The organism is Agriterribacter humi, assembly GCF_009192765.1.
GTDB classification, from domain to species: domain Bacteria; phylum Bacteroidota; class Bacteroidia; order Chitinophagales; family Chitinophagaceae; genus Agriterribacter; species Agriterribacter humi.
This window is the reverse complement of sequence record NZ_VOHQ01000002.1, coordinates 328,250-354,612: the sequence shown is the minus strand read 5'-3', so window position 1 is coordinate 354,612 and position 26,363 is coordinate 328,250. Positions and strand designations below refer to the sequence as shown.

The window sequence follows — 26,363 nt, the reverse complement described above, 5'->3', positions numbered from 1 at the left end:
TCGTTTATCAAAAGTTCGGTCCTGCAATATCCCACCAAAGCCTGGTGCCTCCGTTATCGGGGCCGCCCAGCAACGTTACCCCTTTGGCTACTTCGGCGGCATTGGTTACATATTCTGACCCCGGATAATTCATCCTGCGAATCTGAATAGCAGTGGAAATCTCTCCTCCACTGTTGTTTACAGCAACCGGGAAAAGCCTGGGATATCCTGTTCTCCGGAAAGTTGACCAGGCGCAGGTTCCATCCGGAAAATCAGATATCCATTTTTGAATAATAATGCGTTCGAGTTTTTGCTCATTTGTAGCCGCTTCATCCCATTTTACAGAAAGATCAGATACGGCAGGCGCATTTTGAGCAGGGAGCAAAGGATCAGTGTAATTTGCCGGTTTGCGAATATCGTTATTAATATAACCAGGCGCATCCCCACCTACACCCCATTGTGTTAAGGAAGTACTAATACCTTCTTCATATAATTCTTTTACTGAAGTTCCTCCCATATTCCAGCCACGTAATGCACCTTCAGCACGGAGGAAATATACTTCTGCCGCTGTCATCAATTCCGTAGGCGTTGCCTGAACAAAACTGGCTGCTGCAACGTTTGAAAATTTGAGCATATCGCCTCTTGCCTGTATGTTACTTCCGGTTCGTATTCCAACATATTCACCTGGTACTATTGTTGAAGGATCATAGTACTTACTCAACCGGGGATCGCTATAACCATTCATACAGGAAATGAGCGCGGCATTTCCTCTTATATCTCCCCAGATCTGGGAGGCAATATATAGCGCATTGCTTCCGCCTTTTACGAAAGCATTGTGCTCGTTAGCCGTGAATACGCCTCCATTTAACGGATCAACCGCCTTTTCAGCCTGCGCCTTTGCAATATCCGGCGCTACTTTTACGATCTGCATTGCCAACCGCAGCCTTAAGGAATTTGCAAATCGTAGCCACTGCGAATAATCGCCCGCATAAATATTATCAAATTTACTGAATGGCTTTGCACCCGGAAATTTCACTATATAGTCTTGTAATGCCTTTGACGCTACATCAAGCTCACTAAAGAAGGTATTGTAAATCTCCTGCTGACTATCATAAGGAACCGTAGTACCGCCCTGACCAAATTTAGTATAAGGCACAGGTCCATAAATATCTGTTACTTTATGCATCCCGTATACTTTAAGAATAAGCGCTACCGCCCAGAAATCAGGAGCAGAAGCTTCCGCACCCCGCCGCTTTATTTCATTCACGGGTGACATGATTGCATTATAGCCAACACCGAACATTCCGTACCCGGCCCATCCTTCCAGCATTGAATAATTCGTATTATTAGCCCCGGGATTGGGAAACATGAAGTAACCAGCGAAAGCGCCACCCGTTAAAAACTCCCCTATATCCATGGGGATCATGTTATTGGTAGTAAAGGCATTCTGTATGCTAGGAAAAAATGCCCCTATGTTATTAAAATCAACTTTTAGCTGTTCATCCGAAATACTATTAGTGTCGGTATTGAATGATTCAAAATCTTTTGTACATGCATTCATCATCAACAATAAAGCCACCAGGGTACAAGCTTTAATATTAATGAAAGTATATTTATAATTTTTCATTATGCTTAATTTAAGTATGAGTTGGTTAAACAGTTAAAATATAACATTCAGGTTGAAGCCAAAGCTGCGCGTGGCGGGAAGGCTTAATATTTCTACACCTGAATACCCGTTCCCGTTTGAAAAAATAATATCAGGATCAAATGGCGCTTTTTTATACAGGTATACCAGGTTCCTTCCTACTAATGAAAATTTCACGCTTTTGAAAAAACCGCTTTTCAGTACTGTAGCAGGAATAGCGTATCCTAATGAAATTTCACGCATCCTTGCATTGGTAGCATCATACATGTATTCTCCTGTTGCATGCTGAATGCCGCCTACAGTTTGATACCACTTCCGGGCATCTACAGTAGTTACGGAAGTTTCCGTACCCTCGGTAACACCATTCACTTTTACACCTCCGTTCAACCGGGCTTCGCCACTTGCTTTAGATATTCCCAATCCGTCAAATACCTGTTCCGAAAGAGACATCACTTTTCCACCAAAGCTTCCATCTACCAAAAAGCTTAAAAGGAAATTTTTGTACCTGAAATTGTTGTTAAAGCCTATTTTAAATTTCGGATTAGAATTGCCCACAAATGCCGGGCTTCCGGATTGTATTACGGGTTTGCCGTCTGCATCAACAACAACTCTTCCTTTTTCATCTCTCTTAACTACCTGTCCAAACAGGTCGCCATAAGAACCACCCACTTTAAGAATAGAATAATAATTGTTGATGTCGCTGGTAAGTACAAACTGCTCTACTTCCGTGGCTAAACGCTTTATAACATTCTTATTGGTTGAAAAATTTACCGCGCTGTTCCACCTCAGCAATGTTCCCGGCAACGATGTATAGCCAAGGGTAACCTCAACACCTGAGTTTTGAATATCGCCGCCATTAATGTAACGCAGGCTATACCCTGTACCCGGAGGAACAGCAATGGAAAAGAACTGGTTAATAGTGTTTGTTTTGTAATACGTAAAATCAACGCTAAACTGATTCCGGAACAACTGTATCTCCGCCCCTACTTCCAACGACTTTGTTTTCTCTGGTTTTAAATCAGTAAATGGTGCTTTGTTATTGAAACTTACATTACCCCTGCCATCGAGGTAATTCTGTGGGTTAGTAACGTATAATGGAACAGTATTTCCCACCATCGCATAAGAGCCTCTCAATTTCGCGTAAGAAATTACTTCAGGTAGCTTCAACGCTTCCTGCAACAGAACGCTTAAGCCTGCCGATGGATAGAAGTACGATCCGTTCGGGGTAAAACTTAAATTGGATGACCAGTCATTCCTTCCTGTCACATCAAGCGACAACCAATTGTTGTAGGTAATATTGGCGCTTCCGAAAACTGCCTGCAATTGTTGCCGTCCATCAGAAAGAGAACTTGCATAGCCGCCATTTAACGGATTCATATTTTGAATGGTAAAAACATTCGGTATATAAAGCAGGGTAGATCCGGCAGACTCTCCATTGGTACGGGTATCTGTGATACTGGAACCTACCAGCACATTTAAACTTATTTTATCAAAAGATTTTGACGCATTTAAAATTGCATCTCCATAATATTCAGTAAGCGTTCTGTTTAAAAGGTTATACCCGCCATTCGGCCCACCGTAAGCTACAGCCGTTCCCACGTAATACTTCCGGGTGTTTACATCGTTGGTCTTGTCCATATTTCCGCGGAGCTGCAGATTCAGCCAGTCCGTAATATCATATTTTGCCACCAGGTTTACCATTGTCCTGTTGCGCTTATTATCGAACAGGTTCCTGTTCGCCACCCAGTAGGGGTTTTGGTTTGACGCCGTAATAAACGGCCAATTTTGAGTGCCTACATTTCTAACAGAATCAAATATTTCAAAATTCTTATAGGGCTCCATATTTAATCCCCTGGGAAAGCTATATAGTCCATACAATTGCGTTGCCTGAAATCCGCTCATGGGTGGATTGTGCATGTGCTGGCTTATAATATTTAAATTGGCATCAATGCTTAATTTATCTTTTAAGAATTTTGCCGTTTCTCTTATGGAGAGATTGTGCCTGGTAAGCTTATTATCTTCCAGGATACCATTGCCCTTTGTATGTGAATAAGAAAGATAGGTACGCATATTTTCATTCCCGGAGGAAAGCGCAATGGAATTTATCCATGTTTTACCCGTCTTAAAAAATCCGGAAATATTATCGGGCGCATTTGTTATCGCTTCACCCCAGCTTTCTTCCGATCCCGGGGCAGTTTGACCGAATGAGCTTTGAAACTCCGGTAGGTAGGCAGCCCTGTCCATACTGAAACTTGAAGAAAAATCAATAGTGGAAATACCACTCTTGCCCTTTTTTGTTGTTATTAATATAACACCGTTGGCAGCCCTGCTTCCATATAATGCTGCAGCCGATGCACCTTTCAGCACATTAATACTTTCAATATCATTAGGGTTTAAGTTCGATATACCATCGCCACCATCAAAACTCGAAAAAGACTGGTTGATGCTCTCGCTGGCAAAGTTGCTCATAGGTACACCATTGATTACGTACAATGGCTGATTGTTTCCCTGGGCAGATTTATTACCCCGGATCAATACTTTAGCAGAACCTCCTACTCCTGATGCATTCCGATAGATGCTTACCCCCGATACTTTTCCGGAGATTGTATTGATAAAATTCGTTTCCGCAACCTTTGTAAGTTCTGATCCGGTTACTTTTTGTGTAGCATAGGTTACCTGGCTCGACTTTCGCTCCACTCCCAGCGCTGTAACGACTACCTCGCTTAATACCCCCTGTGCCTCGAGCAATTGCACATCTAAACTTGTGGCATTGTTCACCGAAATTTCCTGTGGTTCAAACCCACTATAGGAGAAAATTAAAATGCTATTGCTGTAACAGGAAATAGCAAATTCGCCATTATTATTGGTTAAAACAGTGCTACTACTCCCTTTGATGTTTACACTGGCACCGGGGAGTGCTTCGCCTTTGTTATTCGTTACTTTTCCGCTCACAGTAAGTTGTTGCTGAGCAAATGCTGTTATACAGAAACTCAAAATAACTCCAAGCACCAGCAAAGGCTTGCGAAAAAACCCGGATGGCAAATAATCGTTTAGCATTTAATTTGATTTAAGCTGATTAAAAAATTAACAGAGTTGATAAACTTATCGGGGATCTATTTTTTAACTAACATTTTTCGATGTTGTTTACGAATTAAAATTAGTTAATACCACATTGGAAAGAAACAACTGCATTTTCAAATAACGACACTCAATTTGCATGATCTGTGGTTATATTTTTTATAGTGGTTGTTTATAAATAACAAAGGAAGATCACCGGTTAAATTATTTGCATTTAACCGGAATAATATCATCAATACATTATGGATTATTTATTTCCTGCTGCCGGAAGCGGAGGTTTAACTACAGGGTCTGTTTGCTCCGTGCAATGATATAACTTCAACAGCTCATAAAATCCTTCATAACATTTTTCATTAGGAGACCCTCCATTGGCTTTAAGTTCAGCATCAAGCATTGTTCTGATAAAAAGGATACGCCACCGCCATGAAGATTTTGCCCAAACAGACATGGTTTCATTTGATTTTTTCACTATTTCATAAGCATCTTCAGCTCCCGGATCAGGCTGGGGCTTTACATTTTTTGAAGGAAACCAGTCTAATTGCAGTTTTACACCTTCCAGCTTCCCCGGCCACCAGCGCATATGATGGTTTTGCTCCAATGTATGTATTACTTTTAATATGCTGCCCGTATGCGCTATCCCCAACTCGTACCGTGTATATTCTTTTAATATATCATCAACACCCACCTTATCATTCCAATACAACTGCGCATATACTGCCTTGTTAATATCTTCAAAAATACCTTCGGAATAGGGAAATCCGCCTGCTGAAAAATTACTCACTTTGCTCCACTGCTCCGCTAATTTCTCAGGCGTTGGATTGGCACCAAAACCGCCCCATGGAAACATACCATCCATGCTTATTTCAGGAAATCCTATAGCCGGAATGTTTCCGGGAACTTTTGTAAAAAAACCCTTATAAGTATCATTTATTTTTTCGGCCATTATGGTGTTTACCCAGCTACCTGCTGCAGGCATTTGCTGCATTACATTTTTCCATTCTGTGCTGTCCATCATCCAGGTAGATAATATTACCTTAGTTTGGGGTATTATTGTTGAAGCCAGTTGGGCAACTGCTTCTGAAGCTTTCATAAAACCATTGCTGCCCCAGGGCTGACAATCGGAAGTAGCACAACCACCCGGGTCGTATGGCCATATGGTGATGTATGAAGGATTGAAGGGTTTGCACCAATCAAAAAATGCTTCTCTAACTTTTAAAATATATTCCAGCCCACCGGGCTTATGGGGGCAAATGTCTTCCGGGTAAACTGCTCCTCTTTCTCTCCCAGGTAAAGCTCTTAAATGTTTCGGGCTTTCCGCGTAAGCCTCATTAGCAACCAGGGTAAAAGAAACATCCATACCTATATTTTTGGCTGCCTGTAAAATATGGGCTATTCTTTCCCTGAAACGTACAGCCACAGGATCATCATAAGATTTGAAGTGGTGCATATCATACCAAATCTTAATGTTATTATATCCCCACAAACCCAGATCCTCTACATATTTTTGAAGTTCTGCAACGGGCGCGGTTTGATAGTAATTGTAAAAATGAGTAGCCCAGTAAATTCCTCTCAGCTCTTTATCAGGAACGCTCTTTCCCCGCCACGTACCTACGGTGAAACCTTCATCGGTATAACCGGCAGTTCTTAAAAATTTGCCTATACCATACAATAAGCCTCTTTCATCATTTCCTGTAATTATTATACTTCCATTTTTTCCATCCTCAATAGTAAAACCTTCTTTACCGATATCATTATTTATGGCTAAAACCACTGTAATTTCAGACGCATTACTTTTGGGTACCCGCTTAATTCCTCTATCTTCTAATCTTTCCACAAATACCTGCTCAATTTTATTCACTGCCGGTGAAGAAAATTCAACCGACTGCACATATATATGCTTTACGGGCTTATTGAGCGTACGGTTTTTTGTGTTAGTACAAGACAGTGCTGTTAGCATGCTAATCAAAAAACAGCATATCAACCACTGGTTTTTGTAAAAAGATGTCATGTCTGTCATTTTTTGCATTACAAATAATCCCTGCTCTTATTGAATTTTAGCAAGGGTGTCTTCCAGCGTGGCTTCACCATGTACAATATCCATGAGCAAACGCGTAATATGTGCAGGATGCTTATGCTGGATAATATTTCTGCCATATACAATACCTGAAGCGCCCTGCTGCATTAACATGGCTGTTCTTTTTATAATTTCTTCATCGGCGGTTTTGCCACCACCCCTTACCAGCACAGGAATGTCTCCCGCCACTTCTATCACCTGGTGATACGCTTCCACATTAGTGCAGGGATCAGCTTTAATAATATCAGCGCCCAGCTCTACCGCCTGCCGTACCAGCGAAATAATTTTTTTAATGTCTCCATCAACCATATACCCGCCTTTATCACTATTGGGTCTGAACACAAGCGGCTCAATCATGAGCGGCACCTGGTAATGTTCTGATTCCAGCTTAAGGCGAATGATATTATCAATACACTGGCCGGTTACTTCCGGCGCACCGGGAATAGAAAAGAGATTGATGCACATACATGCGGCATCCAGCCGAACAGCCTGCAGGGCAGCCTGTTCTATCATTTTACTAAATGAACCCGTAGTAAGGGAAGCGCCGTATACATTGGCCACATCGGTTCTTAGTACCAACGCGGGTTTTTGTTTTCCCGGAATTTGCTGCAGATACTTTGCCTGTCCCGCGGTGAGTTGTATGGCATCCGGCGATGCCTGCACTACCATTTCAATGGCCGAACGGATATTTTCAATTCCTTCCAGGAACTGGTATTCATTAAAAAAACCATGATCCACCGCCACATCAAAACATTTTTTTGATACCGGGTTGAATAACCTGTTAAGCCTGAATGATTTCATTATTCCTGATATTGTAATGATTTATTTTAAGATGCTGTCAAACTATTTATTAGATGGATTTATTGCCACATTGAATTTATCAGGGCAATGGTTTCTTCAACCAGTACTTTGCCTCCGGCAGGTCCCACATTATTAGCCATGGCACTATATCCTCCCCCATCCAGCGCCCTTTGCGTGGGCAGGTATCCACCAGAATCGCCGGAAAACTGTACAATAAATGTTTGCTTTGCCTTACTTCTTGCGGTAATGGCAAATCCATAATCCACAAAAAGTTCAAAGGGGTTGGTTGCCATTACTACATCATGTATGCGCAACACATGCAATTCATAGGCATAGGTTGCAGGTCTGTTCCCGTCTTCGTACTGCTGCACTACTATCTCCATGGGCCGCAACCAGCCGTAATCGGAGGTCTTGCTATCCCATGGTCCGTAAGGCTGTGTTTGCTCATTTTCTTTCATCTCCTGTAAAAAACGGTTCCATGCCGTATGCGTAGATGCGGGATCAGCAGGCTCTTTGGCTTTAATGGTGTTTACGATCTTAAGTGACCGGGCATATTCCTCCTCACTGATCATGCGTGTAGGAATCTGAATATTTTTCACTTCATGCCGGAATACAATATCCGTAGTGCTATTATCCAGCGCAGCAGCATACGCGTTGCCTATTACCTGGTCAATTCTTTTTCCTATTTCTATAATACCAGGCACATCCCACATATCCGGTTCGCCGGCCCTGTAGCGTGTAGTTAAATCGCGCGGAGCAATATCACCTGCCGCACCACATTGCGGTAAGATGAAGACATTTTTTCCAAATCTTGCTGCCACCTGCTTTCGCACCTCGCTCCAAAAATCTGAAGACACATAGTACTTTGATTCCGTAACCTGCGCCGGACACGAAACATTGATGAAAACACCGGTTAATTGTTTATCCATATCCCAGGTAAACAACAAATCAATTCCGGGATCGGTTGGCCCTTCTATCCCTAAAAAATCTTCCCGGTCTGTTCGTCCATACATCTCTGCAGTGCCATCAGTATACATTACACGGCGATTATGGCCAATTACAGCATAGCCGAATGCTGTACTAACGGCAGCAGGCTTTTTATTCAGCCAGGCAGTTATCGCTGCTTTGCAAATACCATCCAGCAACAATTGGCCAAATGTGCCTGCCACTTCAGGATAAGGTGCAGAATGGGTATGCGTGGCATTTAAAAAAAGTTTGCGTACATCAAAATCCGGAAGTTCGTCTTTAATACGTTCCCTTACGGCATCCTGCACTTCCTTTAAGGCGTAAATAACGTCCATGGATACCGTAATAGCCTGCTCCGCATTGCCTGCTGTATCTTTTTTTTCAATAGCGCAGGCCGTAACCGTTAATGCGCTTTGCACATGCAACGATATTCTTTCATAATACTGACCGTACAGAGATACCGGGCCGGAAGGGGTTATATCTTCCGTTGCCCAACCTATGCGTAATTTCGCATCCGCCACGTTATTTTGTGTGTTCATACAAAATGTTTAATTACTTATCCGGGGAAATATGGAAATTTTTTTTCTCTTACCTGTATCCAAATTCTTTTTCTGTTTCAGTAATGGCATCTTCAATAATGTTCATTCCCATTGCTGCATATTTTTCATCCATTATTAATGGCGGAGACATCCGCAGAATATGTCCCGCAGGTATCCATGCCAATCCTTTCCTGAATGCTTTCTGGTAAACAGCTACTCCTGCTTCCGGAAAAGGTTCCTTTGTTTTTTTATCTTTTACCAGTTCTATTCCCAATAAAAATCCTTTTCCTTTCACATCCCCAATAATGGGATGATCCGATTTCATTTGCTCCATTCTTTTCATAAAAAAGGCGCCCACTGTTTTAACATGCTCCAGCAGGTTTTCTTCTTCTATTACTTCTATGGACGCCAGAGCCGCTGCGCAGGCCATTGGATTTCCGCCATAGCTGGAAGAGGCAGAAATTTTTTCAAGCGCTTCCCCGTTCTCTTCGCTCACCACCATAGCCGTAACAGGGAAACCATTGCCAAATGATTTTCCGAAAGTGACAATATCCGGAATAACCCCCCAATGATTTAAAGTGAGCCATTCCCCTGTACGTCCCATCCCCGCCAATACTTCGTCATCATACAGGAGTATATCGTGTTTTTCGCATAAAGTTTTCAGTTTAGGGAAAAAATCATCCGGTGGAAAAATACTGCCAGCCCAACCCTGTGCCGGTTCCAGCACAAATGCCGCCACATTCCCCACCGTACCTTCCTTAATAAAATTTTCATAAAAGCGTATATAGGCATCGGTATCAATAGTGCCGTCTGCCTTTTCCCACAACGGACGATAGGGGTCAGGACGGGGCACCATATAAAATCCGGGGGCTCTTGAAGGACCGTAACTAAATGTTTCGCTCCGGTACATCTGCGCACAGCTTACTGCGCTCATGCTTTTGCCATGAAAATCTCTATAGGCAGAAATAAATTCGTGCTTATTGCTGATAGCCCTGGCTGCGCGAATAGCCGCCTCAACTGCTGTTGTACCGTCTGAATACAATTGAACCGCGTTTAATTTGCCCGGTAAAATGGATGCCATTTTTTCCATCAGCTTTTCTTTTACAGGCGTAGTAAAATCATGGGCGTTCATTAATTTCCCTGCCCAGTAAGCAATGGCTTCAGATATTTTGGGATGACAATGACCCAATGAAGTAACATAAATACCTGAGGAAAAGTCAAGATACTTGTTGCCATCCACATCTGTTAATGTTATACCCGAACCTTCTTCAAAACATACCGGGAACAGCTTCACCTGTGAGCTGAGTCCCTTCATGTATTTTGCGGTATTGGCATGCATCTGTTTTGAACGCGGCCCCGGGGTTTCTGTAATCAAATGCGGAATGCCTGCCGCTGCCGCCCGCCACCAATCTTTACCTGTAGCTTGTAAATTATTCATGTGCGCTTACATTATTTTAAGTAAAACAATATTCAACTGTTATCCTCTGTTTCAGAACTGGTAACCAGATCGCAAACGTTCAATACCGCATTCGGTTCATCGTTCATTTCCGCCATCATGGTTTCCCAATCGTTCAGCTCCGCATAAATGTCATTGCAATACAAATTGTTTCTGCCTGCTATTGCCGCAAATTTCATGGCAGTATCAGGGGACTCGCCATCCAATATTGCCGCCAGGAAAGCGCCTGCAGAAGTATCGCCTGCACCGGAAGCATTTTTCACTTTTTCTTCCTCCACATGATAAGCGTTGCACCAAAGCTGGCGGTGATTCCATTGCTGCTCCTGCAGGTGCACTGTTTTTTTATTATTTACAGAGTTTACTTCACGCGTCCATAAATACAATCCGCGGTGAGCCGCTTTTATTAAAACGATATTTGCCCCGTATGCTACCAGGGTTTCACCCAGCTCTTTTATCAAATCCAGGGGAACTTTATCAATCATATCACCCGCATCATCTGAAGCTTCCAACCGGGCATATTCATATGGAAAAACCATTTTCAATGCCTCTTCCAGGCTGGGAACAAATATGTCTGTGTAAGGCAGGGTTTGCCTGAGCACTTCCGCCCAGTTTACGTTTCCCGATTCGCTCTCCGCATCCGGCAGGCTAAAATCAAGAGAGGTTACCACATTCATCGCATCTACTTTGCGAAACAACTCGGTTAACTGCTTCCCTTTTTGCCGGTAAAATTTTTGTAACAGTGGCGGATACCCGAAATGAAACAGCCTGCTATCCGCGATGGCATCATAATTGATATGCTGCACATCAAAAAGTTCGCTGCATCCCGGTGATTCCAGGAATATGCGGTCTACGCCCGGCGGGGCTATCACCAATCCAAAAGCCGTTCCTTTCTCCGTTATGGTACGGATCCCTTCAGAAAGCTTATACTTGTCGAGCGACTCCCTGGCAATTTTTCCGATAAAATCTGTACCGATGAGACCATTCAAAAAAACCTTTTTTGAGAATTTTTTCATAGCCATGCCTGTATTGGCTACCACACCGCCCAGCGTTGATTCGAGTCCGTCTATTTCCACCAGCTTGCCGGGTTTCAATACATCGTATACATCCGTTACTGAAATATTTTTTTTAAACGCCGGAATAAGGTCAACACAAACATATCCCGCTATTACTGCATCGTATTTTTTCATAGCAGTGTTTTATATCACATTTATATTTTTCAAATAGCAGAAATCTTTTAATAACTGTAGGTGGTCGCCATAGGCTATTATATAGTGCTGCCCTGAAATATTTTCTGCAAATCCTTCTACCGGCGTATCCAGCGTTATTTCAAAACTGGGTAGTTGTGGCGCCGGCTGCTCCCAGCCCGCTTCTTCCCATGCCCTGGGCTTAGCTGTTCCGGTAACCATGTGCAGGCTATACCGATCTCCCGTATTTGACAACCTTGCAAGGGTAACCCGTCCTGCCTTTACCTCAGAAACATTCAGCAAACCGCCGCTAATGCCCCCGAAAGCAGACTGCGTTACCTTCACGCTTCCTTCTACCACCTCCGCAGGCACATAGTCCGGCACACCCATTAAAACGCTGTTTTCGAAAAATTCATAAAACTCAAAATAGGCTCCGCATTGGCCGGTTAAATGTTTAACGATGATTTGGGTAACCGCTCCCATCACATCATTTTCGGGTATGGTACACAAGCCTCCTTCATCAGATAAAAGCATAAATATAAGCGCGGGAGGAAAGTGTAATATTTTCTTCATGCCGTCCACATCCTTTAGTGAAACAGCATCAAAACGATTACTTTTCGCTATTTTTAAAATGGCCAGGTAATATTGTATGCCCTTGCGCAGAAAGCTATCGTCAGCAGGTTTTTCAAAATCCCATGCGGCTTTTATTTTCGTGAGAAGGGGTTCAATAGCCGCGTCTTCAATTCTTTCACTTTCCTGCAGCATTTCGAGCATCTCAAAAAATTCTACCTCAATCCCAAAGTCTCTTTTAAGCGATATTCCTTCGTAAATGGTATTATAAAGTTTCATATCCCTGAATCCCATCATGCCTACTTTGGTATGCGCTACTGATCTTTCGGCCGAAGCAGCAGATACAAAGCTTAATATCTTAGAAAGCGGCGATGGCCTGCCAATGATATTATATACATACCTGAACCTGTAACCCAGGTCTGCCAATACTTTTCTCAGCGCTGTAGTACCTGCCTGCGCCGCGGTAGTAACGATGCGCCCGTTTTCGATATCGCCTGCAAGCCCCCATAATATCATAGGTTTATGTTTATACCGGCTTGTTATTGCAATTACAGCATGAGAGGGAATCCATCCTGCCAGGCAAATAATGAGCACATCAAAATTATCACGGTCCAAATCTTCCAGCGCGCGGGCTACATCCTTGCCGGCTTCGTCATCTGTAACGGGGGCCGTGGTTACCAATTCAATGCCAAGCGATTCTATTTCCTCGGCGGCTATTCTGCATTTCTCTTTAATTAATTCAGGTGGAGAATTAATCTCTCCAAATCCTACAAAACCTGCTTTCATTCCAATTCTGTTTAAGTATATAAAAATAAATCCTGTTCAATCTTACTGATTGATGCCATGATCCTTCTCCTTTCTTTTCCAGAAAGCTGTTATGCTTTCCAAACCAATTCCTTTGGTTTCCGGTACTGCCTTCCACGAAAAAATGGCACAGGCAGCGCAGATTATTGCAAAAATGATATATACCCCGGCAGCATTATTAAACTGCCCGGTGAACCAGTGCGTTAATACAGGGAAAAACTGTGCAGTTACGAATGATGATGCATACAGGAAGAAACATACCACTGCCAGGGCTTTACCCCTGACGCGATTGGGAAATATTTCCGCCACAATAATCCAGCTTAAAGGAGCCAGTCCTAATGTAAAAGCACCCGTCCCCATAAGCATGGGTATTAAGGTAAATATCGGTGGCCATTGCTGAAACAGGTTTAGCGCCATTACCAAATGGGCAACTGACATCAAACATACACTGCTAATTAAAAGTGCCCGCCTGCTGTAGCGCTTTATTAAGCCAAATGCCGCGATGGTGCAAACAAAAATAAATACATACACGGGTATGGAACTCAGTATGGCGTGAGAACCCACTGTAACGCCGGCTTCCGCTAATATGCTGGGCGCATACAGCAACATCATATTCACACCATTGATCTGTGAGAATATCATGATAATAATTCCAATAAGAAGCGCCCGTCGTATACCCGGTTTCAACAGTTCTCCAAACTGCCCGGTTTCAGTGCCCAGCGAGTGTTGTATCGTTTCCAGCTCTGTTTTTGCCGTTTCAGGACTATTGATTTTAGTAAGTATTTTGAGCGCTTCTGCCATCCGGTTATTAGCAGCAAGCCACCTGGGACTTTCCGGTATCAGCAATAAACCAATCATTAAAAATATTACGGGTACCGCCTGCGAAGCAAACATCCACCGCCAGCCCCAGCCATCAAAGGAAAAAAAATAGCTGGCAATAACCGCCAGGTTAATACCAATTACGTTAGAAAGCTGGTTAACATTTACCAGCACACCGCGCTTATGCGGTGGCGATAGCTCTGCTATATAAATGGGTGATGACATCATAGCGAGCCCTATACCCACACCGCCCATAAAGCGCCACAATCCAAAATCCCAGATGCCCGCTGCAAATGCACAGCCTACAGTGGAGATCATGAAGAAGATAGCAGCTACCAGCATGGTTTTCTTTCTGCCAATCCGGTCGGTAAACCATAATCCAAACAAAGGACCGGCAATTGCGCCCAGTATAGCGCTGCTTACAGCAAAACCCTTTAAAGCGGGGGTAAGCTGAAAGTCCGTTTCCAGAAAGGGCAATGCGCCTGCAATAATTACCAGGTCAAAACCAAACAGGAACCCGCCAACAGAAGCTACAAGGGTAACGCCGAATATATACCGGTTTCTTTTTTTAGAACTGTTCTGTAATTCCATTTTCAAATTGCCTTCGCGTTTTCTATATACGCATTATTAAAATAAGAGGACACCAACTGTTCATTTTTCAGACCGAAATTATTATCATTACCTGGACTGGCATACTACTCTCTTATCCAGTTATAACACTATGTAGTCATTTCCGTTTATAACACTATTTTATCATAAAAAATTACTATTATGCAATTTTATTAACAATACAAACGCATTATATGCAGCCCAAGCTGGAGAAAATCCCCGCGCACTACGCATCTTCCATAGCGGCGAAGCGGGAAATTACGCCCTACATGGACTATCCGTGGCATTATCACCCGGAATATGAAATCATATTTGTGGAGAAGAGCTATGGCATCCGTTTTATGGGAAATCATATTGGTAATTTCACTAACGGCGACCTGATGTTTATAGGATCCAACTTACCACATGTATGGAAAAACGACCGCGACTTTTACCAGGATAATAAGGATCTGTTTGTAGATGTGTATGTGATTCATTTTAAGGAAGACGTTCTGGCCAATGGCTTTTTTGATCTGCCGGAATGCGCACATATCAAAAAATTGTTTACCAAAGGGCAACAGGGCGTTTTAATAAAAGGAAAAGACCATCGTAAAATTTCAGGACTGGTAAAAGATGTTGTAGCGGCATCCGGGATTGAGCGCCTGATACTGTTTTTAAGAACATTAGATGCCATAGCACAAACGGAAGACGTTGAGCTTCTTTCCAGCAGTGGCTATATTAGTTCCGTTAATACATCGGATACAGAGCGAATTAATGTGGTCATGAATTACATTATGCAGCACTATGCCAATGATATTAAAGTGGAAGAAATAGCCAGTCTTTCCAATCTTACCGTATCTTCTTTCTGTCGCTATTTTAAATCAAGAACCAATAAAACATTCTCTCAATTATTAAACGAAGTCAGAGTCCTTAATGCATGCAAATTATTGGTCAAAAATGAAATGACCATTACTGAAATATGTTATGAAACGGGTTATAACAATATATCTCATTTCAACCGGCAATTCAAATTAATAACAGGCTTAACTGCAAAAGAATATGCTAAAAAGTATATTAAAAACCTCTATTAGCGCCGAAATAAGGGAAGATTGAAAGGTTCCTTAATTAAAGATAACCAATCGCTCAACGGGTTTATAATGCTTATAATAAAACATACTCTATTATATTCTACCAGGCCAGCGTAGTGGTATTGTTTCATTTGAAATGTTTAATAAAGTTAAAATCACTAAATCTAATCTATGATGGCACCCGAAATAACCGTAAGACCCTTTGCTCAGCCTTACGGGAAGATGATAAGAGGAAGAGGAAGCAAAGTTTATACTATAGCAGCCGAAAAGTATTTAAAAAAAGTATCAGAAGCAGCCAACGCCATCGCTGCCAAGACTTCATCGTTAATGACTATGCAGTAGGTTTATTGTTGCTACAATCCGATCAGGTTAGCCCATTCTGAATTAGAGCGTATATTACCAGGTTATTTTCGGTCTTGCTGCAATAGCACCGTTTATTACAGCAAGAATTTTTTCTCTTTCAGCCCCTTCCAACTTCAGGCGTGGCGCTCTCACACATTCACTGCCTAAGCCGGTTTGCAAGGCTGCCAGTTTTATATACTGGGCGAATTTTGGATGTATATCCAGTTCAAGAAGTGGTAAGAACCACCGGTAAATCTTCAATGCCTCCTGGTATTTACCAGCTTTTAATAATCTGTAGATCGCTACCGTTTCTGCTGGAAAAGCATCTACCAGCCCGCCAACCCATCCATCAGCGCCAAGTACCAATTCCTCTAGTGCAAGCGTATCTACACCACAAAGAATTTTAAACCTGTCGTTAAAGCTATTCTTCAACCTGGTTACATTGCTTACATCCCGGGTTGATTCTTTTACTGCCTGAACCGTGGGAATTTTTCCCAGTTGTTCGAACATGTTCAGAGTAATTTCAATTTTATAATCGTGCGGATTATTATAAAGCATTATCGGTAAGGACGTATTCGTAGCAATGGTTTTGAAGTATTCAAGAGTTTCCGCTTCATCTGCTTTATAGCGCATCGGAGGCAGCACCATTAAACCATCTGCACCATTTCGCTCCGCATTTTGTGCTGCTTTTATAGCTTCACGAGTTGACTGTTCTGCAATATTCAGAATAACCGGCAGTTTATTTTTTGCAAACTTTTTGGCACAGATCACCAACTCGTTTTTTTCTTCAAAGCTCAGCGTACTTGCCTCACCAAGGGATCCTCCTAACACCAGTCCATCAATACCTGCTTCCACCTGTGCATGCATGTTTTTTTCAAAAAGTTCAAAGTCAACCCCGTCAGCGTTATCAAATGGCGTAAGCAATGCCGAATAAATACCCTCCCACTTTACAGTATTCATAACCCAAAATTTATTTATGTTCAAAAATAATTACAACTGTCTAATAAGATAATCCGCAAATACCCGCCTTTTTACAATTATTAACCTATTTTTTTCATATACCATTGTCAACTGCTAATGGCTATTTTTATTAAGTTTTCTTAAACAGACGTTTATTCATTAAGCTTACTCTTCAATAATTGTATCATAGCAAGTCCTGCAGCATTTCCCATCCTGAAATAAGTTCCTGCATTGCGGTTGTAATGATGTATTTCAGTTGCCGGCGATTCGGAACTGTCTTTCCAGAAAGGCTGGCTATTGACTAACAGTACATTGCCGGAAAACTCAGGGCTGCCGGCTGCCTCACGCTGGGCTTCTGCGATATGTGTTTGAACATTTCGCATCCATTTATCCTTTGCCGGTTGCAACCCACCCTGACCGCTGTTGATGATAACAAATGGCAGGTAAGGTACATGAAGATCATGGCGAACATCTTTTATAAAATGCACCATATTGATCTTATATTGCTTATACAAAGCAGAATCCCCGGCGTCATTCCAGCCCTGGTTCCACACAAAACCTGCGATCTCATACCCCCGGCCTTTATAAGAACTGAATTCAGCCGGCAGGTTATTTAATGCCGTCTGTATTTCTTCAATCATTTTTTTATAAAAAAAACCTGTTGTTCCGCCTGAGCCGGGAGGGCGAAAATCCACACCCAAACTCTTGCCTCCCCACGCTGTTTTAATAAGCAACACCTGATTGGAAAAATAATCGCGAACGATATTTCCAAATTGAAATTCAGGACCGATTTCCGTATCAGAACTTCCATATCCAACAGTCAGTTCACCTTTCTTCAGTTTGTTCTCCTCCCTCTTGTACCTCACCCATACATCTTTATGAACTTTCCAGTTTCCTTTACTGTCAACGATGTTTTTATATATTCCTGTTGAATCATGTTTTACTTCATATGCCAATGTACCGACAGGACGTTGGTTCGCGCCCGCATATATTTCTCCATGTCCCTCCATATTGGATTGACCGGCGAGAATAAATACTTTTACGGGTTGTTGGGCAAACAAACCGGTGGAGAAAAAGATTGCACAGGTCACTTCAGCAATGTGGCAATAATGATAAGCTGATTTCCTGTTCATGTATAATAACTATTATAGTATCGTCTGTTAATATCATGCTCACTGCCCAATATGTTCGCGCTTATGATCTGCCGAAAAAAAATTTATGTATCCTTCACAATGATCTCCGTTATTTCATCAAACATTTTTTCAGAAAGCGCTCCAGCTTTCCAGTATGCTATTGTATCGGTCATCTGATCCCATTTCCCGGCTCCCATTACTACCCGGCTTGCTTCGGCAATGGAAAAAAGATATCGTTGGGCCATTTCTGCCAACGGCATTCCGGATTTTTCTGCATACGTATTAACGAGCACCGCATTTTCAATATCTTGTAACGATATATTGTCTTCATAACCTTTGTTGCCGTTAGCTACAAATTGTTCAAACCGGTTTCCCAAAAGCCCAAAATGCAATGATGACGCTGCATAAAAAGCAATATGCTGCTGCGTTGTAACAGGCAATATTTCTGTAAAAGCGGAAAGATTACAGGCGTCCATCTTGGTAAAGCTTGAAATAACCTGGAAATATTTACTATTTATATAAGGTTGAAATGAGATGGTGGGATTACCACCAATGCCTAACATGGCTGTATACCCTTCTTCTTTGAAGAAAAGAAGCGTATCAAGAATTTCGTGTATTTTGTCCAGTGGCACCCACTGAGGTTCGTGTAAAAATAAGAGGTCGACCCGCTCAAGACCTAACAGATCAAGACTCGTCATCAGGCTGTCACGCATTGCCACAGGAGAATAATCCAGTTTTACATCAAAGGCGGTATCCGCCTTCAGTCGACCAACTTTTGTGCTTATATATGGTTTTTCATTTTTCCATTTTGCCAGCGCTTTCCCAAGATACGCTTCTGCATTTCCGTAAGACGGTGAAGTGTCAAAACAGGATATGTCGTTTTCAAGCGCATACAGCATGCAATCAATACTTTCCTGCTCATCCACCTTACCCCAAACACCTCCCAGGCCTGATGTGCCACAAACCAGCCTGCTTCCATAACCAGGAAAATCACTGGTATGAACAGCCGCTTTATATGTTGGTGTCAGTTTCATGCTGATATCATTATTTACAAGCGATAAAATCGTTGTGCATTCAGTCTAAAAAAATTATCCTGCTCTTCCCTTGAAAAGCTGTCAAAATATTTTTGTACAGCGATCTCATGCCCCAGGATGCGCGGATAAGTGAAGAACGGTTGGCGCCCTTTATAAGCATGCAGGTCTGTTCCGCAGATGCCCGGACATCTCACTTTTAATAACACTTCATTTTCTCCCAGTCCGGGAGGAAATGGCGCGTCTTTTTCTGCCAGGTGACCCGGCTCATTCAAAAACAATCGTTTTCATATTTTGAGTTTACCCTTAGGCGTTAAAAAGCTAAATAGTGTATCATCTGTTTGCCAGCAGCTTCGCCATCCTTTTATGATGCTCTTACTATTTCAATTTCTTTTGCCGTTTTTGGCAATGGATCCCCTAATAATAGAGATCCGTTTTTTGTGATCAGGAAATCTTCTTCAATCCGTATACCTCCTGCGTTCTTATAAGAATTTAATTTGTCGTATTGAATAAAAATATTGCATCTTTTTTCTGCTGCCCATTCATCTATCAACTGCGGGTTGAAATAAAGACCTGGCTCTACCGTAATAACAAAGCCTTCTTCCAGCGCTCTTCCCAGGCGCAACGATTTTAACCCGAATTGCGTGCTTTGAATGATATCATCGTTATATCCCACATATTTTTCTCCAAGGTTTTCCATATCATGTGTGTCCAGTCCCAACATGTGCCCCAACCCACAAGGAAAAAACAACGCATGCGCACCTTGTGCAACAGCTTCCTTCACATCTCCCTTCATCAATCCGAGTTGCTTCAGGCCTTCCGTTAGTTTTTCACAGGCAAAGAGATGAACGTCGCGATACAATATGCCCGGCTTAAGCATGTCTGCGGCAGATTGGTGCGCTGCTAAAACAATATCATAAATATCTTTTTGCATAGAGGTGAATCTGCCACTCACGGGAAAAGTACGGGTAAGGTCACCCGCATAATGCATTGCAGTTTCTGCTCCGCAGTCACACAAAACAAGGTGGCCATTTTGCAACGTTGCCTGGCTGTAACCAATATGTAAAATTTGCCCGTTAATAGTAAGAATGGAAGGAAAAGAAAGATTACCTCCTTCGGCAATGGCAATATTGTGAATGCTTCCTGCAATTAGCGCTTCCGTCATTCCTTTCTCTGCCATTGTAATGGCGGCAAGCTGCATACGAACCGTTGTATTTACGGCCTTGGTGATTTCTTCAATTTCTTCCGGCGCTTTAACTGCTCTCTGCGCTACGATTGCCTTAATAAGACTGACAGAAATCCTGTTTTGCAATGCGCCTGGCATAATACCCAGCAGCGAATGCAATGTGTCGATTTGCTCCGGACGGTAAGGAGGCAAAAAATGAATGCGCCTGTTTTGGGACTGTGCGTTTTTTATTACTCCTTCAATTTCATGCAGTCTTTTTACCTGCGCAACACCTGTTTTTTCAGCCAGCAATTCGAGCGGCTCCTGGAATCCTGTCCACACCATTTGCTCGGTCGTTAAATTGTCTCCGAAAAGTATTTCACTATTGTTTTCTATATCAATTATCGCCATTAGAGAAGGCCGGTCTATTCCAAAAAAATACAGGAAAGTGCTGTCTTGCCGGAATGGATAAAGATTGTCTTTATAATTCATGCTGCTCTCTTCATTTCCTAACAGCAGTATTATTCCCTTGTCTACAGTTTTTTTTAATTGTTGCCTGCGTTGCGAATAAATATGTTTGCTGAACATTGGCGTTTAACAGATTTTGTAAAAAGATTGGGGTTGGTTGTTACCTAGCTTTTCTTCTATTTGTTTAGCGGTGTTTGTAATGGAGAGTCCACCCAAATTTGTGCAACGCAAGGTGTGATGGATCCGGTCTCCCACCTGCTTCATTGTTTCAATTACTTCGTCCAGCGGTATCAGGTGATTGTAATTAGACAATGCCATATTAGCACAGGAAACCGCATTGGTTGCTGCCATCACATTTCTGCCGAGACAAGGCGCTTCTACCCTGTTGCCTATAGGATCGCAAATCAAACCCAGGGAATTCTGCAGCGCTAATGACGCGGCAGCCAATGACTGCGGTAAAGAACCTTTTGCCATTTCCACCAACGCGGCGGCTGCCATTCCTGAACCTGAACCGCACTCGGCCATACAGCCACCCACTTCTGCAGCAAAGGTTGCATGCGCTGCCACAAAAACGCCGATGAGACCGGCACTCAACATCGCTTTCACCACTTCATCTTCCGGCAGGTTTAAGGAGCTTGCCATACCGATAACAGCGCCTGGCAAAGCACCACATGATCCTGCTGTTGGAGCAGCAACAATAACTCCCATGGAACTTTTCACTTCCATCATAGCCGACACGTACATAATTATTTTATTGTTCGCATCACCTCCCATTAAACGGTTATTGTCTAATTGTGTTTTTAACTGAACGGACTGGCTTCCTAAAATCCTGTCTTCATAATGAGTTCCTTTCAAACCTGTTTCTATTGCATTGCGCATGATGCGGACAATAGCCCGCATCTTCTCAAATACTTCTTCTTTCGAAATATTTCCCCTTTCACTTTCGTATGCGATTGCCAACTCCCAGAGCGAAAGATTTTTATTTTCGTTATACGAAAGCATGTCGTTACAGGTGATAAACGGAACACGAAGATTTTTTCTTGATAAAACAGGAAGAACGGGTGAAAGCCTTTTAACAGACTGAACTTCGTCTATGGCTAACAGTTCCCTGCACAAATGCTCATCGGGGAATTGCTGTGCTTTGATTTCAATAAAGGAAGTACCCGCTTCCGCTCCCTCATGCCAAATCATTTCATCGTGACTGAATGACTGTTGCATAAATGGAATAACCTTATCTGCTGCGCTACAATAAATAAGTGTTTCATAAAAGTCTCCTGCCATCGACACCTTGTTCCTGTCAATTTCAATTACTTCAATCATTCCGCCACCGGTTGAGATAGCCGTTAAAGTATGGCTCTCTACCTTGTTGCTCAGGGCAAGTTTATAGGTATTGGGGTGATCAGCTCCGATGTCAAGGATCTCAATTTCTACTTTTATGCCTTCTATTTCAAGGAAATGTTCAGATTGCGGCAGCCTTTCGTCATACGCCTCCCAACCGAGAAATCCTCCAAACAATCCCATATCCGAACCCTGGCTTTTATGCGTAGTTGCAAGCGATCCGTTGGGGTCAAATTCAATCAGGATATGATTCAACTGCCCTCCCATCAGATCCCTGCATAATCTTCCGATTCTTAAAGAGGCTGCACAGTGAGAGCTTGATGGTCCCCGCATTACTGGTCCGATCACATCATTAAAAATACTCGGAAAGTTTTCCATTATTCCTCATTTATGGTGATCAATTAAAGATTGTCCTTCCAGAATTTCTCCATGGTTCGCCGCAGGTGAAGAGAAGTATTTTCTCTTTCATATATACCGTGGGAACGCATTGGATAAGACATCATGTTAAAAAGCTTGTTATACCGGATGAGTTCATTCACCAGCATCTCAAAACTCTGGTAGTGAACATTATCATCTGCCGTGCCATGAATGATCATCAGTTTGCCCTGCAAATTTTTTGCAAAGTTTATCGGGGATCCATCATGATACCCTCTGGCATTATCATCCAGCAATCCCATGTACCGTTCCTGGTATGTAGCATCGTACAATCGTTGATCTGAAACAAACGAAACAGCCAGTCCTGACTTGTAGATATTTGGATACCTGAACAGACAGTTGAGCGTCATTTGTCCGCCGCCGCTCCATCCCCAGATACCAACCCGCGAACGATCTATGAAAGGATACCGTTCAAAAATTTTAAGGGCTGCTTTACTCTGGTCTTCAGATGCCAATATCCCTATCTGACGGTAAATAGATTTTCTCCAGTCTCTTCCCCGCGGTGTTCTGGTGCCCCTGTTATCAACACTGATAACAATATTGCCCTGTTGCGCCAGGTACTGATGCCACAGATCACCTCCCTCCCAGTTGTCCTGTACAGTAGACCCTGCCGGTTCGCCATACACGTAAAAAAGCAGCGGGTATCGTTTGGCAGCATCAAAACCGGAGGGTTTTATCATCCACGCATCCAATACCGCATCGCCAATATCTATCTTGAAAAATTCTTTCGGCTGTAATCCCAGGTTATCAAATTTCGCTTTTAACTCACTGTTATCTTCAAGCAATTTTACTGTTTTATGCCCTTTCAGTTTTACGAGTGATATAACAGGCGGCGTAATAGCATTCTGAAATGTTTGTATGGCCCATTCTGCATTGGCAGACACCTGGTAATTGCTTTGTCCTGCCATTTCAGCGGGTGTAATCCTTTCTGCTTTTCCCGTACCATCTATTTTACTTCTGTATAGGTAACGTTGTGTAAAGTTATCAGGAGAAGCAATATAATATACAAAACCTCCTGCAGGATCAATACAGGAAATAGACACCACATCAAAGTCTCCTTTGGTGATCAGGCTTATTTTTTTACCATCACGCGATACTTTATATAAATGTAACCAACCATCGCGTTCACTCGACCAGGTAAAAGATTGTTCATAATCAAGCCACCGGGTATCGTCATGGATATCCAAAAAAGCCTTATCCGTTTCCGTTATAATGTTTTGCAGCTTCATGGAACTGATATCTCCTATCCATACAAAGTTAGTATCCTGTTTCCGGTTCAGTTGCTGGATCATCACCTCATTTGACTTTGGCACAAAATCCATGCGGGCAAGATAATTGTTGCGTGGATCGCCGGGAATATCAAACCATTTTGTTGAACCACCTTCTGCTGCAACCACGCCAATTTTTACATCTGATAGAGTAGTGCCCACTTTGGGATAAGGCAGTGGAATGGGCTTTGAATAAATAGAATCAATATTATCTATCAGGAAAAAAGTGCCGATACCTTTGGTGTCAGACTGCCAGTAGGCAATATTCTTACCATCCGGGCTCCACCGGAAGCCATCCCTGCCATCGAGCTCTTCTTCGTATACCCAATCAAAAGTGCCGTTGATGATACCGCCACCGCCATCATATGTAATCTGGGTGATGCCACCGGTAGTAATGTCTTCTACATAAATATTGTATTTGCTTACATAAGCAACCCGGGTAGCATCAGGAGAAAATTTCGCAAACATCATCGTTGTTCTTTCCACCGACTTACCGAGTTGTTGCAACTGTCCTGTTTTTACATTCAACACCCAGTAATCGCCCCGGGTATGGTAACGCCACACTCTCCTGGTATTGGTGAAAATTAATAATTTACTATCATCATCAGACCAGCTATAATTGGCGATCACTAACGGTTTGGTTTCTCCCTGGGGAATTAATTTTTGTGCAGAAACCAACACAATTCTTTCACCGGTACGTACATCATACCGGATAATATCATTTCCGCCATAGGTTTTATTTGCCTCCAATGTGGAATAACCATTATTATCCTTCATCCAGCGAACAGGTCCAAATCCTTTTTGATGATAAACGCCGTTGCTGAAAATATCTTCGAGGTTTAATGAAGTTTTTGTTGATTGTGCCTGTAAGACGTTGTGCCAAAAAACAACTGTAAAAACCAATAGTTTGCTGATTAATTTAAATGTTCTGTTCATCTCTTCGATGGTTATGATTTTCCTGAATATTCTTAATATACCTTGCCTGCATTACTGATCTTTCCCTGACTGACGAACAACTACAGGTACGTATCCAATTTCCAACCCTTTAGGTGGATTAACAAGAATTGCCTTATCTAAGCTGGCCAATTTCCCTCTCGACGGAGCTGACATATATTGTTTATCTGTTGTCCAGTGGGTATGAATGAATTCAACCATTTTTTGAAGCCGCTCCTTTTCTGCTGTGCTTAATGCAAGTGATTGGATGGAAGGCTGATCAGTAAAACGATACCAATAATAAGTAATAACTGAACCATCTTTTAAGGAGGCAGTATAAGGGCCAGCTTTTGGACCGGGTGTTGTCCAGACTGTTCCTTTTTCTTTGGGTGAAGTGTAAGCCTTCCCGGTTTTGCCGGGAGTAAATGTTTGCTCTCTTAAATGCGTTTCAGCAGGAACCTGCGCTGCAGTAATAGCAATCATACTATCGCCCTGCTTTTTAAAATATTCTGGGAAATATCCTGTTTTTTTAGCACTCTTCCAGTTAAGACCGAAAGAGGATTCGCCGAACATAGTAGTTTCAACGGCCGGAGATAAGTCCGTTAGTTTTATATTTTCATCACCCTGTTTCAATACGATGGGTAAGGTTTTACATTTTGCCGTATAGGCCCCGGCGTTATTGAACTGCCCGTTTACAATGTTTCCTGAAGTGATCATTAATTCCATTTGACGATACAATGCATCCGCAGAATACATGGTTACATCCTGCATCAATACAGTATTGCCTTCTTTATTTACGGGAAATTGCAACCGGGGCACTTTTGAATAGCGTGTTCCTTTTGCATCTGTACTTTCAAAGTAAGGAACGGTATTTACTTCCATAGCGCCGCCTCCGGCAATTCCTGGTTTGGCATCTAAACTACGACCCTCTGCTGTTGGATAGCCTTTTGCAATGCGACTCCAAACAGCGGGTACATAAAAAGCCAGGGGGCCTTTAAAATTAGCTGCATTAATAAATACTGTCCAGCTTTGGTTACCGGTAGGCACATCATCGGCAGCTTTTTTTGCTTTGGCTTCCATTAGGGGAAGCACCATCCATGCATTGCCGAACAGATCTCCTGCATCGCCTTGTTCAAAAGTGAGTCCGTCTGGCGGTATAACCAGGCGATTACTGAGCTGCGCCAGTCCCATTCCGTTAGCGTCAAGCGGATCGGGATTACCAAATCCCCAGCCAGGTGAGGAGATTTCGCTGTTGTAACAGTTAGGCGTACCATTGATGCGGAACTTGGGTGTAGTTGAACTAAATTGTGTGCTTGCCCAAAAGCCCAGTCCTCCCTCAATTGTTTGAAAAACATCCCTGTAGGAAGGACCCCTTTCATCCCAGTTATCCCTGGCAATGGTTCCCGGAGGACAAAGTGGTTCATTAAATCCGCGGTTATCAGGAATGATCCATGTAGAAGGCAATCCTATCTGAAAATCAGAAAGTGATTTATCAAGCAAAGGCCATACCCCTGAATAAAAGCTGATGCCATAACCAAAGCCATCAGGTGGAGGTTGTATCCGCATCGTAATATAACCTTTCAGTCCGCCCGACGGTTGTTGTAATTTCTTTACCTGCGCAACCGTTACCTGCGATAAAAAAATGAGCAGGAAGAAAATACAAGCCCTGCACAGGCTGATGAAATTCTTTGTTCCCACC

At 42.6% G+C, this 26,363-nt stretch carries 19 protein-coding genes; 2 read left to right on the top strand and 17 right to left on the bottom strand.

What is annotated here, in order from left to right:
* Positions 1-7: 7 nt before the first annotated feature.
* From FRX45_RS04630 to FRX45_RS04590, 9 genes are all read right to left on the bottom strand, one after another.
* Positions 8-1,606, bottom strand: a complete 1,599-nt coding sequence (locus tag FRX45_RS04630; RefSeq protein WP_152267231.1) for a RagB/SusD family nutrient uptake outer membrane protein — start codon at positions 1,604-1,606, stop codon at positions 8-10.
* Positions 1,607-1,639: 33 nt separating this feature from the next.
* Positions 1,640-4,681, bottom strand: a complete 3,042-nt coding sequence (locus tag FRX45_RS04625; RefSeq protein WP_152267230.1) for a SusC/RagA family TonB-linked outer membrane protein — start codon at positions 4,679-4,681, stop codon at positions 1,640-1,642.
* 268 nt (positions 4,682-4,949) lie between these two features.
* Complete coding sequence (locus FRX45_RS04620; protein WP_152267229.1) at positions 4,950-6,710, bottom strand: beta-N-acetylhexosaminidase family protein; 1,761 nt, start codon at positions 6,708-6,710, stop codon at positions 4,950-4,952.
* Positions 6,711-6,746: 36 nt separating this feature from the next.
* Positions 6,747-7,577, bottom strand: a complete 831-nt coding sequence (locus tag FRX45_RS04615; protein WP_152267228.1) for a class I fructose-bisphosphate aldolase — start codon at positions 7,575-7,577, stop codon at positions 6,747-6,749.
* A 59-nt stretch (positions 7,578-7,636) separates the two neighbouring features.
* Entirely contained in the window at positions 7,637-9,082 is a 1,446-nt protein-coding gene (locus FRX45_RS04610; protein ID WP_152267227.1) for an F-BAR domain-containing protein, read from the bottom strand.
* A gap of 49 nt (positions 9,083-9,131) precedes the next feature.
* Complete coding sequence (locus FRX45_RS04605) at positions 9,132-10,520, bottom strand: aspartate aminotransferase family protein (protein ID WP_152267226.1); 1,389 nt, start codon at positions 10,518-10,520, stop codon at positions 9,132-9,134.
* 32 nt (positions 10,521-10,552) lie between these two features.
* Positions 10,553-11,725, bottom strand: coding sequence for a carbohydrate kinase family protein (locus FRX45_RS04600; protein WP_152267225.1), 1,173 nt, complete (start codon positions 11,723-11,725; stop codon positions 10,553-10,555).
* Positions 11,726-11,734: 9 nt separating this feature from the next.
* On the bottom strand, positions 11,735-13,078 hold the full coding sequence (locus FRX45_RS04595; RefSeq protein WP_152267224.1) for a hypothetical protein: 1,344 nt from the start codon (positions 13,076-13,078) through the stop codon (positions 11,735-11,737).
* Positions 13,079-13,120: 42 nt separating this feature from the next.
* The gene (locus FRX45_RS04590; protein WP_226805032.1) at positions 13,121-14,506 is read right to left on the bottom strand and encodes a sugar porter family MFS transporter; all 1,386 of its coding nucleotides are present in this window, start codon (positions 14,504-14,506) and stop codon (positions 13,121-13,123) included.
* A 212-nt stretch (positions 14,507-14,718) separates the two neighbouring features.
* Between FRX45_RS04590 and FRX45_RS04585 the strand changes: the two genes are divergently transcribed.
* Together FRX45_RS04585 and FRX45_RS23190 are read left to right on the top strand one after the other, a co-directional pair.
* The gene (locus FRX45_RS04585; protein WP_152267222.1) at positions 14,719-15,594 is read left to right on the top strand and encodes an AraC family transcriptional regulator; all 876 of its coding nucleotides are present in this window, start codon (positions 14,719-14,721) and stop codon (positions 15,592-15,594) included.
* 168 nt (positions 15,595-15,762) lie between these two features.
* A complete protein-coding gene (locus FRX45_RS23190; protein WP_193311582.1) occupies positions 15,763-15,933 on the top strand; it encodes a hypothetical protein in 171 nt (56 codons plus the stop codon).
* A 54-nt stretch (positions 15,934-15,987) separates the two neighbouring features.
* Here the strand turns inward: FRX45_RS23190 and FRX45_RS04580 are convergent, their stop codons facing one another.
* The 8 genes from FRX45_RS04580 to FRX45_RS04545 all read right to left on the bottom strand — a co-directional run bounded on the left by FRX45_RS04580 (position 15,988) and on the right by FRX45_RS04545 (position 26,362).
* Entirely contained in the window at positions 15,988-16,893 is a 906-nt protein-coding gene (locus FRX45_RS04580; protein ID WP_152267221.1) for a dihydrodipicolinate synthase family protein, read from the bottom strand.
* A gap of 152 nt (positions 16,894-17,045) precedes the next feature.
* On the bottom strand, positions 17,046-18,026 hold the full coding sequence (locus FRX45_RS04575) for a sialate O-acetylesterase (protein ID WP_152267220.1): 981 nt from the start codon (positions 18,024-18,026) through the stop codon (positions 17,046-17,048).
* Between the two features lie 83 nt (positions 18,027-18,109).
* Positions 18,110-19,060, bottom strand: coding sequence for an aldo/keto reductase (locus FRX45_RS04570; protein ID WP_152267219.1), 951 nt, complete (start codon positions 19,058-19,060; stop codon positions 18,110-18,112).
* Positions 19,061-19,074: 14 nt separating this feature from the next.
* Positions 19,075-19,338, bottom strand: coding sequence for an alcohol dehydrogenase catalytic domain-containing protein (locus tag FRX45_RS23775; protein WP_317163087.1), 264 nt, complete (start codon positions 19,336-19,338; stop codon positions 19,075-19,077).
* An 83-nt stretch (positions 19,339-19,421) separates the two neighbouring features.
* Positions 19,422-20,810 carry an aminopeptidase P family protein gene (locus FRX45_RS04560; protein ID WP_152267218.1) on the bottom strand — a complete coding sequence of 463 codons (1,389 nt, stop codon included), beginning with the start codon at positions 20,808-20,810 and terminating at the stop codon, positions 19,422-19,424.
* 6 nt (positions 20,811-20,816) lie between these two features.
* Positions 20,817-22,406 (bottom strand): L-serine ammonia-lyase, iron-sulfur-dependent, subunit alpha, encoded by a 1,590-nt coding sequence (locus FRX45_RS04555; protein ID WP_152267217.1) that lies wholly within the window; start codon positions 22,404-22,406, stop codon positions 20,817-20,819.
* Between the two features lie 23 nt (positions 22,407-22,429).
* On the bottom strand, positions 22,430-24,667 hold the full coding sequence (locus FRX45_RS04550; protein ID WP_152267216.1) for a S9 family peptidase: 2,238 nt from the start codon (positions 24,665-24,667) through the stop codon (positions 22,430-22,432).
* A gap of 51 nt (positions 24,668-24,718) precedes the next feature.
* The gene (locus tag FRX45_RS04545) at positions 24,719-26,362 is read right to left on the bottom strand and encodes a hypothetical protein (protein ID WP_152267215.1); all 1,644 of its coding nucleotides are present in this window, start codon (positions 26,360-26,362) and stop codon (positions 24,719-24,721) included.
* Position 26,363: the final 1 nt, after the last annotated feature.